Genomic DNA, 15,194 nt, shown 5'->3' with positions numbered 1-15,194 from the left:
CTCCTGACTACTTTTCTTGATGTCGTAGGTTCTCGTGTTCGTACGCTTCAATGATCTCTGCTACAACGGGATGTCTTACTACATCTCCCGCTTCAAAGTTCACGAAGCGAATCTTCTTGATTCCTTGCAACGTTCTCTCCGCGTGAATCAAACCGCTGACTTGTCCTCTCGGCAGATCCACCTGAGAAGTATCTCCATTGACGATCATTTTGGAATTAAAGCCAAGACGCGTCAAAAACATCTTCATTTGTGAAATCGTCGTATTTTGAGCCTCATCTAAAATGACAAAGGCATCATCCAACGTACGTCCCCGCATGTAAGCAAGCGGTGCAATTTCAATTACTCCGCGTTCTAACAAACGGTTCGTATGCTCCACTCCAAAAATCTGATGCAAAGCATCGTACATCGGCCGCAAATAAGGATCAACCTTTTCCTTCAAATCTCCTGGTAAGAAGCCTAAACTTTCACCAGCTTCGACTGCTGGGCGCGTCAAAATAATGCGTTGTACTTCGCCTTTTTTCAACGCAGCAATGGCCATCACGATCGCTAAATATGTTTTCCCAGTTCCGGCTGGTCCAACCCCAAACACTACGTCAGACTTACGAATCGCTGCTATGTACCGGCTTTGCCCAATATTTTTAGGCCGGATCGGTTTGCCGTTTCGATCCTTTAACAATTCTTCTTCATACATCATAACAAACTCATCTAAGTGGTTCTCTCGGCCTAAACGCAATGCAGTCATTACATCCGGCGTAGCCACCTTGATCCCGCGATCAATCAAAATCTGCAGTGTCCGAATAATATCTCCCACTAGTTTAGCTTCTTCTTTCGGTCCAATGATCTGGATCGTCTCACCGCGAGTATTGATTGTCGTCTCGGTATTCTCTTCTAAAAATTTTACATGTTTATCGTGGGTACCTAAAAGCATACTGATGTCATCTTTGCCATCAAGCTTTATTTCTAACGACTCAAAATCGTTGCTGTTCAACAAGCGCTCATCCCTTCATAAATCATTCCTTCTTATAATACCACACTCTAAATAAAAGAAAAATTGTCTAAACTTTAGATAAAAAGAACATAAGAAAGAGTTTATTTGAGTCAAAAAAAAGCCGAGAGAAAAATCTCTCGGCTTTCGTTATTGCTTAATTGTTTAGAAGCTCTTTGACGACCGCATTGACCTGATTGCCATCGGCTTTGCCTTTGACTTTCGGCATCACTGCGCCCATTACTTTACCAAATTCCTTTGGTGAAGTCGCTCCTGTTGCTGCAATTGCTTCTGTAACGATTGCGCGGATCTCATCTTCGGAAAGTTGAGCCGGCAAATATTTTTCGACAATTACGATTTCCTTTTTGACCTTATCAGCCAAATCGGTGCGATCAGCTTTTTCAAACTCGGTTAGAGAATCACGACGTTGTTTCATCTCGCGAGATAATACAGTCAATTCTTCTTCGTCATTCAAATCCTGACCTTTTTTAATCTGCTCATTTTGAATCGAAGCTTTAAGCATCCGGATCACTTGCAAAGTCTCTTTATCTTTTGCTCGCATCGCTTGCTTCATGTCTTCATTCAAGGTAGTAAGTAGTGACAATAGAATCACTCCGTTGACAGACTAGAATTTCTTACGTTTTCTAGCTGCTTCTGATTTTTTCTTACGTTTCACACTTGGTTTCTCATAAAATTCACGTTTGCGAGATTCTTGCAGAGTCCCTGCTTTTGAAACGGAACGTTTGAAGCGACGAAGAGCATCGTCAAGAGATTCATTTTTACGAACCACTGTTTTTGACATATAAATTCCCTCCCTCCGGGCTTGAAATGTAACCGTTTTTGTTATTGAAATGTACTTCCAAACAACAAGACCGTCCATAAGTTATTATATCCAATGGTCTATTTTGAGTCAAGGTACTGAAGAATTTTAATTCTTAATTTATTCATGAAGTTTTTGGCATTTCTCGCAGCGGCCGTACAATTCAAAACGGTGACCCTCGATTTCACAACCATCCAGTTGTTCTTTAAAGAAGTTCATTGGACACATATGGATTTCCTTCGTCATTCCACAAACCGTACAAATAAAATGGTGATGATGTTCAAAATTCTCACTGCAGCTAAAACGGAATTTCATTTCTCCTTGCAGTTCGGTGTCTTCAATCAAACCAATTTCGCAAAATTCTCTCAGATTACGGTATACAGTGTCGTAGCTCAATCCAGGAAATTGGTCATTTAAATAATTATAGACTTCCCGGGCCGCAACGTAACGATTGCACTTGATCAAGTAATCTAATAGCGTTTCACGTTTTTTTGTATATTTAAAGCCATTTTCTTTGACTTTCGCCAAGGCTTTTTCTAATAAAGTCGTCTGTGTCATGTTATCTCCTCATTTCAAAGTGTAATGATTCCGAATAAACAGTATGGTATAATAAATTATTACTGATTGCAAGGGAGATTTACTTTATGGATAGCGAAAAACAGAATGAGTTAGTCACTATTTTCATCATTTCCGATTCTGCTGGAGAAACTGCCTCTAAATTGGCGCAAGCCTCGATGGCGCAGTATCCTACGGTAGAATTTTGTCTCTTCCGCCGTACCTTCGTACACACGGAAGAACTATTGATGAAAGCTTTAAACGACGCCAAGAGCGAAAACGGCATGATCATTTATACATTGATCAACCCTAAGTTAGCGAAAATCGCCAAAGAATTTTGTGACAACGAAGACCTGTTCACAATGGACCTATTAAATCCTGTCGTTAGCGAGATTGGCAGACGCGCACATCTTGAACCTACAGGCGAGCGTGGTGCATTGCATCACTTAAACGAAAATTATTTCAAACGGATCAAAGCAATGGAATTTGCGGTTAAGTATGACGATGGAAAAGATCCTCGTGGCTTCTTGGAGGCAGATATTGTCTTGCTGGGTGTTTCCAGAACCTCCAAAACACCATTGAGCTTATACTTAGCCAACAAGAACTTAAAAGTTGCCAACTTGCCATTGATTCCGCAAGCACACATACCGAAACAATTGTTTGAGATCGATCCTAAAAAAATCGTCGGCTTGACGAATGATCCAGAAGTTTTGATCGGTATCCGCAAAGAGCGGATGAGAGCCTACGGATTAAATCCTGAAACAGCCTATTCAGACCGTGATAAAATCCAAGCAGAACTGAAATTTGCTAATGACTTATATCATAAGTTAGGTTGTGAGATCATCAACGTCGCGACACTGTCAATCGAAGAAACAGCTGCGATGATCATGAGTGCTTTGGATCTGGAAGACCACAGTTATTACTTTATGGAAGAAGAAAGCTGAGATCAAATTGATCTCAGCCTTCTTTCTTTTTGCAATTCACGTATCCGCTCTAACTGATAAGGCGTTATTTGATAAACGTCATTCAACCAATTATGGTAAAACAAATGGGCTTGGGCCCGCCAATAATTATAGATTTTTCCGTCTTCATAATAATTCTCCGGTTTAGCCGTAGCGATTCCCCGATCATGATCACGCAAATATTCTTTTTCCAATGTATCAGTCGCATATTCAAAATGTCCCATTAAAAAGACATCATGTTCATCCTCAGAGATTAAGATAGCAGACCGTTCCTTTTCATCTTTTGCAATCACTTTGATTTTTTTCTGACGTACCTGTTCTTCATTAATTCCAGTGTAGCGAGACTGAGGCATCCAAAAACGATCATCGAAGCCTCTAAACAGCCGAAAATGATGTTCAATATCCTGCTTGTAGATCCCAAACAGCTTTTCTTTGAATGGAACCTTATCGATGCCAAAATGATGATATAAGCCCGCTTGTGCTCCCCAACAAATATGCACAACTGAGGTAACTGATGACTGACTCCAATCCATGATCTCTACTAATTCCGGCCAATAATCGACTTCTTCAAAGTCCAACTGCTCTACAGGTGCTCCAGTGATGATCAACCCATCGTAACAAGTATTTCTTACCTGTGAAAAATCCAAATAGAATTTATCTAAGTGATTCTTACTCGTATTCTTATGCTCATGACTAGCAACCTTCAAAAAATCCACATCAATCTGCAACGGACTTTGACTGATCAAGCGCAGCAGATGAATCTCTGTATCAATTTTATTCGGCATCAAATTTAAGATCAATAATTTTAACGGACGAATATCTTGTTGTTCTGCCCGAGAATTGTCAATCGCAAAAATGTCTTCGGACTCCAAGACGGATTTCGCCGGAAAATCAGGCTCTAAACGAATCGGCATGAGTTATCCCTCCAATTTGTCAAAAGCTTGCTGCAGGTCAGCCAGAATATCCTTCACATTTTCAATCCCACACGACAAACGAACAAGGCCTGGCGAGATTCCTGCCTGCTGCAATTCTTCGTCGGTCAATTGACGATGAGTCGAAGTTGCAGGATGCAGCGCACACGTCCGAATATCGGCCACATGAACCTCTAGTGAAACAAGCTCTAAAGCATCCAACCATTTTGCGGCTGTTTCTTTTCCGTCTGCAAATTCAACAGAAATTACCCCACACAAGCCGTTTGGTACATATTTTTGTGCCAGCGCATAATTCTCGTCATTTTCCAAACCAGGATAATAAACATTTTTAATCGCTTTTTGCTCTGTTAAGAATTTCGCTACTGTCATCGCATTTTGATAATGGCGATCCATCCGAACAGGCAGTGTCTCCATACCAAGATTCAGCAAGAAAGAATTTTGCGGTGAAGGTGTCGCTCCTAAATCACGCATCAATTGAACACGCGCTTTGGTGATATAAGCAGCTTGACCGAATTTTTCGGTATAAACAATTCCATGATACGTTTCATCGGGCTCTGAAAGCTGCGGGAATTTCCCGTTGTTCCAATCAAAGGTGCCGCAGTCAACGATCACGCCGCCTGTTTGAACGGCATGCCCATCCAAATACTTAGTTGTACTGTGAACGACAATGTCCGCTCCGAATTCGATTGGGCGACAAAAATAGGGTGTGGCAAAGGTATTATCAATGATAAATGGAATATCAAGTTCTTTTGCTACCGCTGAGAATTTTTCTTGATCCAATACTTTTACCGCTGGATTAGCGATTGTTTCGCCGAAAATTGCTTTGGTGTTTGGTTTTGCTGCTTTAAGTATTTCTTCTTTTGCAGCGTCTTGATCGATAAAGGTTACTTCGATCCCCATTTTTCTGAAAGTATGAGCAAATAAATTATACGTGCCGCCATAAATATAGCTGGATGAAATCAGATGATCGCCCGCTTCTAAGATGTTCAATACAGCATAGAAAGTTGCCGCTTGACCTGAAGACGTGCATAACGCCCCCACACCGCCTTCCAATGCCGCGATCTTTTCTTCTACAGCACCAGTAGTCGGATTTGCCAAACGAGTATAAAAATAGCCTGCCGCTTCCAAATCAAATAATTTTCCAATTTCATCTGTTGAGTCATAGGCATAGGTCGTACTTTGAACGATCGGCAATACCCGTGGTCCTCCATTTTCCGGCTGATAACCAGCATGTAAACATTTTGTTTCAAATTCCATATTTTTTTCCTCCTAGTTTTGATTAATATAGTCAATAAATGAAGCTTAAAATGAACATGATTTTTATTACACCTATCCTTCTGCTAAATTACTTGTTTAATCTATCCATAGAAATCAATGACCCCTCTCAAACAAAAGTCATTGAAAAAAGCAGAACTGACAAAAAACTCCCGTCTTTTCATATCTGAAAGGACGGGAGTTCCGTGGTACCACCTTAGTTTATCAGTCCTTCACAGAACTGATCTTTTGCCGTATTGCTACGAGCTGCTGTAACGGGCATTCCCGTGTCTAAACGACAATCGCTCTGAGACCATCTTCTGATTCATCACTGCTGCTTCTTTTCAGCTACTGAAGCTCTCTGTGGAGTCTAATGAATCTTACTCTTCTCTTCTACGCAATTAAAATATTTGTACGCCTTCTTTTTCGACTGAAAGCACATCGATCAATGCTTCATGGTCAAAGGCCTTCAAGGCTGTGACCAGCTTTTCTGTATTTTCTGGCGGTGTTAAGACTAAAACAGTCGGTCCTGCACCACTTAAAAAACTGCCGTAGCCGCCATAAGCTTTACAAAACTCACGAATTTTTTTCAAATGAGGAACCAGATGCTGACGGTGACTCTCATGCAAGATGTCTCGTTCCATCATTTTTCCAGCTAACGGCAAATTACCATTGAGAATTGCCGCAATCATCACATTTCCAATTGAACTGGCTTTAACCGCATCGCGATAAGACAGCTCCTTCGGTAATACAGCGCGGCTTTCTGTCGTCAATAGCTCATGATTGGGAATAAAAGCAATCACATCGCAATCGGGAAACGTATGCTTCACAAAATTGACTTCATTGTTGTTATAGCTCGCAACTACGAAGTCGCCGCAAATTGCTGGCGCAACATTATCTGGATGTCCCTCGATTTTTGTCGCGTAATTCACTTTTTGTTGCGGAGTCATTCCTAGATTTCCCAAGCGGTTGGCTAATTCAATGCCCGCCACTACCACCGATGAACTGCTTCCCAAACCTCGTGCGATTGGAATATCTGAGATCATCGTGATTCTATGAGGAGTCAACTTAGGCGCTAAGTCCAAAGCGGTCTGAATCAACAGATTTTTTTCATCTGAAGGGATCTCGCTTCCTAACTGATGCTTGATCTCCCACTTTCGTGATTCAGGTCCTATATCAATAGTCAAATACTGGGATAACGCGATCCCGCATGAATCAAACCCGGGACCTAAATTGGCGCTTGTTGCTGGAACGCGGATTTTCATAGAGACGCCACTCCTTCACGTAAATGTCGGCGCATATCCTCCAAATCACTCATTTTATTGATCTTGATATCTGTTTCGTTGATTGCTGTATCTGGGTCCTTCAGACCATTTCCGGTAAAGACAGTTACGACTGTTTCACCCGGTTTGATGCGACCATTTTTCACGTGTTGGATCACTCCTGCTAGAGAAGCGGCTGAACCAGGTTCAACAAAAACGCCTTCTTGTGCAGCAACTTTACGATAAGCATTTAAAATTTCTTCATCTGTCACAGAATCGATGTAACCATTTGATTCATCACGAGCAGCTTCAGCCAATTTCCAGCTAGCTGGATTACCGATTCGGATAGCTGTTGCAACTGTTTCAGGTTGTTCAATAACTTCACCTTTTACAATCGCCGCTGCTCCTTCTGCCTCAAAACCGTGCATGCGTGGAAGCTCAGTTCCCTTTTTCTCATGCCATTCTTTAAAGCCTTTCCAGTAAGCAGAAATATTTCCGGCATTACCAACAGGGATCGCCAAAACATCCGGCGCTTTTTCTAATTGTTCACAAATCTCAAAGGCAGCTGTTTTTTGTCCTTCTAAACGATAAGGATTAACTGAGTTCACTAAAGCTACTGCTTCAGTTTCAGCAATGTCCCGCACAGCCTTCAAGGCTTCGTCAAAGTTTCCAGGAATTGAAATAATATCCGCACCATAAGCAATCGCTTGAGCTAATTTACCCATCGCAATTTTCCCATCAGGAATTACGACATAAGCTTTGATTCCAGCACGGGTTGCGTATGCTGCTGCTGCTGCACTGGTATTACCAGTCGAGGCACAAATAATGGCCTTTGCTCCATCTTCCACAGCTTTTGCGACTGCCATCACCATTCCGCGATCTTTAAAAGAACCCGTTGGATTTAAGCCTTCATATTTTCCATATAAAGTAATTCCTAGTTCTTTTGATAAATTTTTCAAAGGAATCAACGGTGTGTTTCCTTCCGCTAACGCGATATTTGGCGTCTTATCTGTAATTGGCAGATATTCTTTATACTGCTTTAATAAACCTTCGTACATGCTTATTCCCCCATAACTTTCATCAATGATATCAATTTATATTTAGTCTTCTCTTTGATTTCTTTTTGGATCGTTGCTATCTTCGTTTCTGATGTTTCATGTGTGATCAATACTACTCGTGCACTTTCGCCATCGCCTTTTTCTTGAACAACTTGTTCAAAACCAACTTGCGTTTCGGTCATAATCTCTGCAATTTTCAAAAATTGTCCCGGCTCATCAGGCATTTCTAACGATAAGAAATATTTACTGATGTTGTCGCTCGGCGGTGTTAATTTGGTCGGCTGTGTATAGCCAGTGAAGCGATGGCCAACTGTATTCTTTTTCATCTTATTGACGATCGTCATCAAATCTGCCACGATACTCGTTGCTGTTGGTCGTGCACCAGCACCTGGTCCATAATACATAGATTCTCCGATACCTGAACTCTTAACGAAAACAGCATTCATTTCATTATGAATCGAAGCAAGCGGATGCTCATGCGGAACTAAGACTGGGCCAACTTCTACCGAGATCGTACCATCCTTTTTGATCGTCGAGCCGATTAGTTTTATAGTGTAGCCAAGCTGATCAGCCAGCGAAACATCCTCTGCAGCCAAACCGCGGATTCCTTTTATTTTAACTTGATCCATCGTGATAGTCATACCAAAAGCAAATTTACTTAAAATGACCATTTTATAAGCAGCATCAATGCCATCTACATCGTTTGTCGGATCACTTTCTGCAAAGCCGAGTTCTTGTGCTTCTTTTAAAGTTTCATCATAGGTACGATGCTCTTGTACCATTTTAGTCAGCATATAATTGGTTGTACCGTTGACGATTCCTAAAACTTCGGTGATATCGTCCGCAGCTAAACTGTTAGCAATCGTTCGCAAGATTGGAATACCGCCGGCAACGCTAGCTTCATAATACAAATTACGCTGCTGCTCACGGGCTAAATCTACTAGTTCACTGCCATGCTGGGCTAATAAATCCTTATTCGCGGTTACTACATTTTTACCTGCTATCAACGCTTCTTTAATGAATGTTTTAGCCGGCTCGATGCGCCCCATTACCTCCACAACAATTGAGATCTCGGGATCTTTTAAGATAGCATCCAGCTCTGTAACTAATTCCAAATTGTATTTTTCCGCCAACGCACTTTTATCTTCCTGTGGTCGAATCAAAGCTTTCGTTACAACCAAGGGACCGCCAATACTTTTCTCAATTTTTTCTTGATGATCTGCCAAAATTTCTAAGACACCGGTACCTACTACACCTAAACCTAATAGACCCACCTTGACTGCTTTTTCCATAATCCGCCTCCAGTAAATTACATTCGTATTAAAAGTAATTTCATCATATTCTAATAGTTAGCTTTCAGTATAACAAAATTTCTGTAAAAAAAAAGAGCTTTTCCAAAAATTTTGGAAAAGCCCTTTTTTATTGATGTAAAACGTGTCGAAAGGTTTGTTCTAAAACATCCAAGACATGCTGGTCGTCCAAACTGTAAAGCATCGCCTTTCCATCACGACGCGCCTTAACCAATCGATTATCACGCAATAATTTCAATTGATGAGAAACAGCCGATTGCTCCATCGCTAATGTCTCGCTAATGGATGAAACATTGCGCTCTCCTTCTTTTAGAAACATCAAAATTTTTAAACGTGTCGGGTCACTCAAAATTTTAAAAAATTGACTGACCGCTTGAAATTCTTCGTGTTCCTTCATTTATAGCCCTCATTTACTCTATTCGGCGATTTTACGGATCGCTTCTTCATACATTGCAATTTTTTCTGCGGCAGCATCGTGAGAATCGCCTTTAACGCCAATATAGAATTTGATTTTTGGTTCTGTGCCGGAAGGTCGAATCGCTAACCAAGTTTCATCTTCTAGTGTATATTTCAACACATCTGAAGCTGGCATGTCGATCGCTTTTTCATTTCCGTCAGCATCCAGCGCTTTTGATGTTTTGAAGTCTTCGGTCAAACTAACTGCTACATCTGCAAACGATTTTGGTGCTTCATTACGCAAGTTGCCCATAATCGTTTTGATTTGTTCTGCTCCTTCAGCGCCGCTTAAAGTAACAGAGATCGTCTTTTCAGCATAATAGCCGTATTCTTCAAAGATATCCTGCAAGCCATCATACAATGTTTTGCCTTGTTTTTTATAGTATGCTGCTACTTCGGCTAATAATACCAACGCTTGGATAGCGTCCTTATCACGTACGAAGGACTTAATCAAATAACCATAGCTTTCTTCAAAGCCGAACATGAAAGTTTGTGAGTTGTCATCTTCATATTGCTGAATCTTTTCAGCGATAAACTTGAAGCCGGTCAATACATCTATCATTTTGACATCGTAAGAATCCGCGATGGTTGTTGCTAATTCACTCGATACGATCGATTTTAGAACAACCGCATTGGCTGGTAAAGTCCCGGCCTGTTTATGCGCTTCTAAAATGTAGCGAATCATGATGGCGCCGATTTGGTTTCCGGTCAATACTTGATAACGTCCATCTGGTAAACGAACAGCCGCACCAAGACGATCGGCATCCGGATCAGTTGCGATCAACAAATCTGCACCTTCTTGTTCGCCCAGCTTGATAGCATATTCAAAAGCAGAATGCTCTTCTGGGTTTGGTGATTTTACAGTCGAGAAATCTGGGTCGGCGATCGCTTGCTCAGGAACTAAAACGAATTTTTCGAAGCCCGCTTGCTTCAACGCCTTTTCGCCCAACATCTTACCCGTGCCATGTAATGGTGTATAAACTAATTTTAGTTCTTTGCCCATTTCATCAATCAGTTCTTGATTGATGGTGACTGATTTAATTTCTTTCAAATATTCTGAATCAACTTCATCGCCAATGATGTTGATCAAGTCGCTATGTTTTACTTCTTCATCAGATAAGACTTCAACTTCTAACGGATTTTCCACAGCGCGGACAAATTTCGTCAATGCATCTGCATCTTCAGGCGGCATTTGTCCGCCATCTTCTCCGTAGACCTTATAGCCATTGTATTCAGCGGGATTGTGAGACGCTGTGATCATAATTCCCGTGAAGGCATTTTCAAAACGAACGGCAAAAGACAGTTCCGGCGTTGGACGCAAACTTTCGAATACAAATGAAGGAATATCATGCTTTGCCAAAGTTTTTGCTGCTTCCATCGCAAATTCAGGTGACATATGGCGTGAATCATAAGCAATTGCTACACCACGACGTTTTGTCTCAGCATCTTGTGTATCCATGAAGCGAGCCAAACCTTCTGTTGCTTGACGAATAGTGAAAATGTTCATCCGGTTGACACCAGGACCTAATACTCCGCGCATACCAGCGGTTCCAAATTCTAATTGTTTATAAAACGCATCTTTTTTTAACTCTGGGTCTTTGCCTAAGTCTTGTAATTCTTTACGCATTTTTTCATCTAATTTATCTGAATCAATCCACTGTTCATAAACTTGTTCCCAAGACATGAAACAACACCTCTTTCAAAATTTTCTTACCATTTAAGTATACCATTACTGTTATATTCAGCAAAGAAAACTTGTGTCTTGTCTGTTTAAAAAAATGTTTTACATCTTTTTTTGATAAATGAATAGTTTATTTTTAGAAAGAAAAAAGAGGAAGCCGCAATTGATCTTCCTCTTCCAAAAATTAATTTTGTGCTTCGATATATTTATAAACTTGTTGTCCTGCGATTCCGCCTTCGCCTACAGCCGTTGTAATCTGACGTAAATCTTTTTCCCGTGCATCACCAATAGCAAAAACACCGGGAATTTTAGTCTTCATTTCATGATCGGTTTCGATCCAGCCGGCAGCGTTTGTAATACCGCTCTTCTTAAAGGGTTCAGTCAATGGTTCCAAACCAACATAAATGAACGCGCCATCTGCGGGTTCAAGATGAACCTCTCCAGTTTTAACATTGCGGATTTGCGCACCAGTTACGACCATGTCATTACCGACAATTTCGTCCACAACACTGTCCCAAATGAATGAAATCTTTTCATTGGCGAATGCGCGGTCTTGGATAATTTTTTGCGCACGCAATTCATCACGACGGTGAACGATCACAACTTCAGAAGCAAAACGAGTTAAATAAATCGCCTCTTCCACTGCTGAGTCGCCTCCGCCAACAACGATCAAACGTTTATTACGGAAAAAGGCCCCATCACAAACAGCACAATAGGATACTCCGCGACCAGCAAAGGATTCCTCACCCGGAACACCTAATTTACGGTGAACACAACCTGTTGCAACAATGATTGTTTTAGCTTGATAGCTTTTATCTTCAGTGATGACCTCTTTATAATCACCATGATCCTTGATATCTTGAACGATACCATAAGCATTCTCTGTACCAAATTTTGTGACGCCGTCGTACATTTTCATCGCAAGCTCCGGCCCCATAATTGATTCAAAGCCTGGATAGTTTTCAACTTCGGCGGTATTGTTCATTTGTCCGCCCGGTGCACCACGTTCAATCAAAAGTACCTTCAAATTTGAACGTGAAGCATATAAGGCAGCGGTCATCCCTGCTGGACCCGCACCAATAATTATTACATCATACATTCAGACATTCCCCCATTCGGCTTTACCATACATCTAAGAAATTATTCTGTCGACAAATCTGCTTACTAAATGTAACCTTCACTATGCTAACTTAGCTTTTTCCAAAGGTTAGCATAGTTAAATTTATTAAGCAGCGTTAGATTTTGAAATATTTCTTGCGGTCTTTTTTCCTTTATAAATCAAAAAAGAAGGGCAATCATCCTGCGACGATTGTCCTTTCAAAATTATTGTTGGTTTTTCATTTGCTGCATCATTTGACGAACTTTTTTCTCTGAAGGTTTTTGCCCCATCGACATCATCATTTGACGTAACATATCCTCGTTGATTGGAGGATTCTTTTTGAAATAGTCTTGCATATATTTACGAGCTAAGAAGAAACCGCCGACAGCACCTAATAGTGCAGCGATTACCGCGATCAATACTACGATTCCAGTTGATACCATTTTCACCGCTCCTTTCCTGACACATTCTCATATATTTTACTAAAAGATACCCCAAAAGAAAAGCTGTTTTAAGAAACTTCAAATCTGGGTGGGAAATTTTAGTTCAATCTTATTAATTACAACGGAGGTATTTCTTATCTTTAAGTTCTGTTAAGTGATAGGAAAAGCTGTGCTGTCGTAAGTTCAGGAAATTATCAAAAAATTTTCAATTAATTTTAAATAAATGATGAAATATTGATTAGAATATGCTAAAATGCAAAACAATATCTTCCTCGCTGGTGGCTAAGTGAAGAGGTGTAGGCATGAGAAATTTTTTGAGATCCGTCAATCGGATCGTGGTGAAGATCGGAACGAGTTCTTTGATCCATCCAACTGGAAAGATAAATTTGGATGGTATTGATCAATTAGCATTTGTTTTAACCGACCTTCGTAATCAAGGCAAAGAAATAATATTAGTCTCTTCCGGAGCGATCGGTGTGGGCATGGACAAGCTTCATATCCCCGAACGTCCACAAGAAATCCCTGTACAGCAGGCTGTTGCTGCGGTCGGACAATCAGAGCTGATGCATATCTATAATCAGCGGTTTTTAGGATATAGTCAACAAACCGCCCAAGTTTTGTTAACACGCGATGTAGTAGATTTTCCAGAAAGCCGCAAGAATGTAATCAATACGTTAGAGCAGCTTATTTCAATGGGGATTCTTCCTATCATAAATGAAAATGACACAGTGGCTGTCGACGAAATGGATCATACGCGAAAGTTCGGCGATAATGATGAATTATCTGCCATCGTCGCACAATTGATGGATGCCGATTTACTGATTATGTTAAGTGATATTGACGGCTTTTATTCTGACAATCCGTCAAAAAATAAACAAGCAATTCTCTACTCTACTATTTCAACCATCAATCAAACCTTAATGGACCAAGCTGGCGGTGAAGGCAGTCGCTTCGGTACTGGTGGAATGGTCAGTAAGCTAAAGGCTGCTCAAAGAATATTAGACGCGAAAAGTGCCATGGTCTTAGCCAATGGAAAACCTCCCAGAATAATTTTTGATATCCTATCTGGCGCAGAAGTAGGAACTTTATTCAAGGAGGGCAGCCATGAATAACTTAATGAACACTTTAGGTCAACAAAGTAAAAAAGCCGCTCAACAACTGAGTCAGCTTGAAACAGCTCGAAAAAATGACTGCTTGATGCAGATGGCGCAAGATTTAGAAGATAATGCCGAAACGATATTAACGGCAAATCAACGAGACTTGAATCAAGCGAAGGAAAATGGTATTCCAGAGCCGTTGATTGATCGTTTACGTTTAACCGATGAAAGAATTCAAGAGATGGCTGAAGGAATTCGACAAGTGGCTGCTTTGGCTGATCCAATCGGCGTAGTAGAAAAAATGTGGCAGACCGAAGATCAACTAATGATTGGTCAACAACGTGTACCATTGGGTGTGATCGGAATAATCTTTGAATCACGTCCAAATGTGACTACAGATGCCGCTAGCCTATGTTTTAAATCAGGAAATGCCGTAATACTGCGCGGCGGTAAAGAAGCCTTCTATTCCAATCAAGCACTGGTAGAGCTTATGCAGCGAACATTGCGAAATAACGAGTTAAATTCAGCAATGATCCAATTTGTTAATGATACTTCCCGTGATGTGGCAAACGAAATGATGCGCTTAAATGACTATTTAGATGTCTTGATTCCTCGCGGCGGTGCGGGTTTGATCCAACGTGTCAAAAACACTGCCACTGTTCCGGTAATCGAAACAGGAACCGGGAACAATCACGTCTATGTTGATAGTGCGGCTCAATTAGATATGGCCCGCGATATCGTTATCAACGCAAAGGCACAGCGTCCCTCGGTATGTAATGCGATCGAAACTCTGCTGGTCCATGAAGACATCGCATCTGAATTTCTGCCGATGATTGAAAAGGCATTGGCTTCTCATGAAGTTAGCTTGCGGGTGGATTCAAAGGCTTTGGTTTATTTAGAGCAGGCGGACTTAGCTGCTGAAGAAGACTGGGCAACTGAATTTTTAGATTATGTGTTAGCAATCAAAGTTGTTGCTTCCATAGATGATGCGATTGAGCATATCAATCACTATAACTCAAAGCATTCAGAAGCCATTGTGACTGACAGTTATCCTAATGGACAAAAATTCTTAAAGGAAGTCGATGCAGCGGCGGTATATATCAATGCCTCTACTCGTTTTACCGATGGGTTTAAATTTGGCTTTGGTGCCGAGATTGGTATCTCTACACAAAAACTGCATGCTCGCGGCCCAATGGGTTTAGAGCATTTAACTTCTAGTAAATACATCATTTACGGTGACGGTCAAATTCGAGAATAAATCAAAAGCACATGCCCCGTTT

16 protein-coding genes and 1 other annotated feature are annotated in these 15,194 nt (G+C 41.0%); of the genes, 3 read left to right on the top strand and 13 right to left on the bottom strand.

The genetic code is table 11. The features are described from left to right. Nucleotides 1–7: 7 nt before the first annotated feature. From A5875_RS00670 to A5875_RS00655, 4 genes are all read right to left on the bottom strand, one after another. Complete coding sequence (locus A5875_RS00670) at nucleotides 8–928, bottom strand: PhoH family protein (RefSeq protein ID WP_171004923.1); 921 nt, start codon at nucleotides 926–928, stop codon at nucleotides 8–10. A gap of 214 nt (nucleotides 929–1,142) precedes the next feature. Further along, nucleotides 1,143–1,589, bottom strand: coding sequence for a GatB/YqeY domain-containing protein (locus A5875_RS00665; protein ID WP_088931823.1), 447 nt, complete (start codon nucleotides 1,587–1,589; stop codon nucleotides 1,143–1,145). Nucleotides 1,590–1,610: 21 nt separating this feature from the next. Continuing rightward, nucleotides 1,611–1,787, bottom strand: a complete 177-nt coding sequence (gene rpsU / locus A5875_RS00660) for a 30S ribosomal protein S21 (protein ID WP_002356740.1) — start codon at nucleotides 1,785–1,787, stop codon at nucleotides 1,611–1,613. A gap of 138 nt (nucleotides 1,788–1,925) precedes the next feature. After that, the gene (locus tag A5875_RS00655) at nucleotides 1,926–2,363 is read right to left on the bottom strand and encodes a Fur family transcriptional regulator (protein WP_088931822.1); all 438 of its coding nucleotides are present in this window, start codon (nucleotides 2,361–2,363) and stop codon (nucleotides 1,926–1,928) included. An 86-nt stretch (nucleotides 2,364–2,449) separates the two neighbouring features. Here A5875_RS00655 and A5875_RS00650 point away from each other — a divergent pair, with 86 nt between their 5' ends. Next, a complete protein-coding gene (locus A5875_RS00650; RefSeq protein WP_088931821.1) occupies nucleotides 2,450–3,304 on the top strand; it encodes a pyruvate, water dikinase regulatory protein in 855 nt (284 codons plus the stop codon). Nucleotides 3,305–3,306: 2 nt separating this feature from the next. On the opposite strand, the gene A5875_RS00645 is transcribed toward A5875_RS00650, so the two are convergent. From A5875_RS00645 to A5875_RS00605, 9 genes are all read right to left on the bottom strand, one after another. Then, entirely contained in the window at nucleotides 3,307–4,236 is a 930-nt protein-coding gene (locus A5875_RS00645; protein ID WP_088931820.1) for a homoserine O-succinyltransferase, read from the bottom strand. 3 nt (nucleotides 4,237–4,239) lie between these two features. After that, entirely contained in the window at nucleotides 4,240–5,511 is a 1,272-nt protein-coding gene (locus A5875_RS00640; RefSeq protein WP_088931819.1) for an O-acetylhomoserine aminocarboxypropyltransferase/cysteine synthase family protein, read from the bottom strand. A 185-nt stretch (nucleotides 5,512–5,696) separates the two neighbouring features. Continuing rightward, nucleotides 5,697–5,913 (bottom strand) — a binding site (T-box leader). Beyond that, complete coding sequence (gene thrB / locus A5875_RS00635; RefSeq protein WP_088931818.1) at nucleotides 5,910–6,773, bottom strand: homoserine kinase; 864 nt, start codon at nucleotides 6,771–6,773, stop codon at nucleotides 5,910–5,912. It overlaps the preceding feature by 4 nt. Beyond that, nucleotides 6,770–7,828, bottom strand: a complete 1,059-nt coding sequence (gene thrC / locus A5875_RS00630; RefSeq protein ID WP_088931817.1) for a threonine synthase — start codon at nucleotides 7,826–7,828, stop codon at nucleotides 6,770–6,772. The genes thrB and thrC overlap by 4 nt, the downstream gene beginning before the upstream one ends. 2 nt (nucleotides 7,829–7,830) lie before the next feature. Further along, nucleotides 7,831–9,120 carry a homoserine dehydrogenase gene (locus tag A5875_RS00625; RefSeq protein ID WP_088931816.1) on the bottom strand — a complete coding sequence of 430 codons (1,290 nt, stop codon included), beginning with the start codon at nucleotides 9,118–9,120 and terminating at the stop codon, nucleotides 7,831–7,833. Between the two features lie 127 nt (nucleotides 9,121–9,247). After that, on the bottom strand, nucleotides 9,248–9,535 hold the full coding sequence (locus A5875_RS00620) for an ArsR/SmtB family transcription factor (RefSeq protein ID WP_088931815.1): 288 nt from the start codon (nucleotides 9,533–9,535) through the stop codon (nucleotides 9,248–9,250). 18 nt (nucleotides 9,536–9,553) lie between these two features. Next, nucleotides 9,554–11,278 (bottom strand): phospho-sugar mutase, encoded by a 1,725-nt coding sequence (locus tag A5875_RS00615; protein ID WP_088931814.1) that lies wholly within the window; start codon nucleotides 11,276–11,278, stop codon nucleotides 9,554–9,556. Nucleotides 11,279–11,459: 181 nt separating this feature from the next. Continuing rightward, the gene (gene trxB, locus A5875_RS00610; protein ID WP_088931813.1) at nucleotides 11,460–12,374 is read right to left on the bottom strand and encodes a thioredoxin-disulfide reductase; all 915 of its coding nucleotides are present in this window, start codon (nucleotides 12,372–12,374) and stop codon (nucleotides 11,460–11,462) included. Between the two features lie 224 nt (nucleotides 12,375–12,598). Beyond that, the gene (locus tag A5875_RS00605; RefSeq protein ID WP_010740033.1) at nucleotides 12,599–12,817 is read right to left on the bottom strand and encodes a YneF family protein; all 219 of its coding nucleotides are present in this window, start codon (nucleotides 12,815–12,817) and stop codon (nucleotides 12,599–12,601) included. A gap of 302 nt (nucleotides 12,818–13,119) precedes the next feature. Between A5875_RS00605 and proB the strand changes: the two genes are divergently transcribed. After that, on the top strand, nucleotides 13,120–13,929 hold the full coding sequence (gene proB / locus A5875_RS00600) for a glutamate 5-kinase (RefSeq protein ID WP_088931812.1): 810 nt from the start codon (nucleotides 13,120–13,122) through the stop codon (nucleotides 13,927–13,929). Next, entirely contained in the window at nucleotides 13,922–15,172 is a 1,251-nt protein-coding gene (locus A5875_RS00595) for a glutamate-5-semialdehyde dehydrogenase (RefSeq protein ID WP_088931811.1), read from the top strand. The genes proB and A5875_RS00595 overlap by 8 nt, the downstream gene beginning before the upstream one ends. Nucleotides 15,173–15,194: the final 22 nt, after the last annotated feature.

The organism is Enterococcus sp. 3H8_DIV0648, from assembly GCF_002140655.1.
In the GTDB taxonomy this organism is placed as follows: domain Bacteria; phylum Bacillota; class Bacilli; order Lactobacillales; family Enterococcaceae; genus Enterococcus_A; species Enterococcus_A hulanensis.
This window is presented reverse-complemented; position numbering and strand designations above follow the sequence as displayed.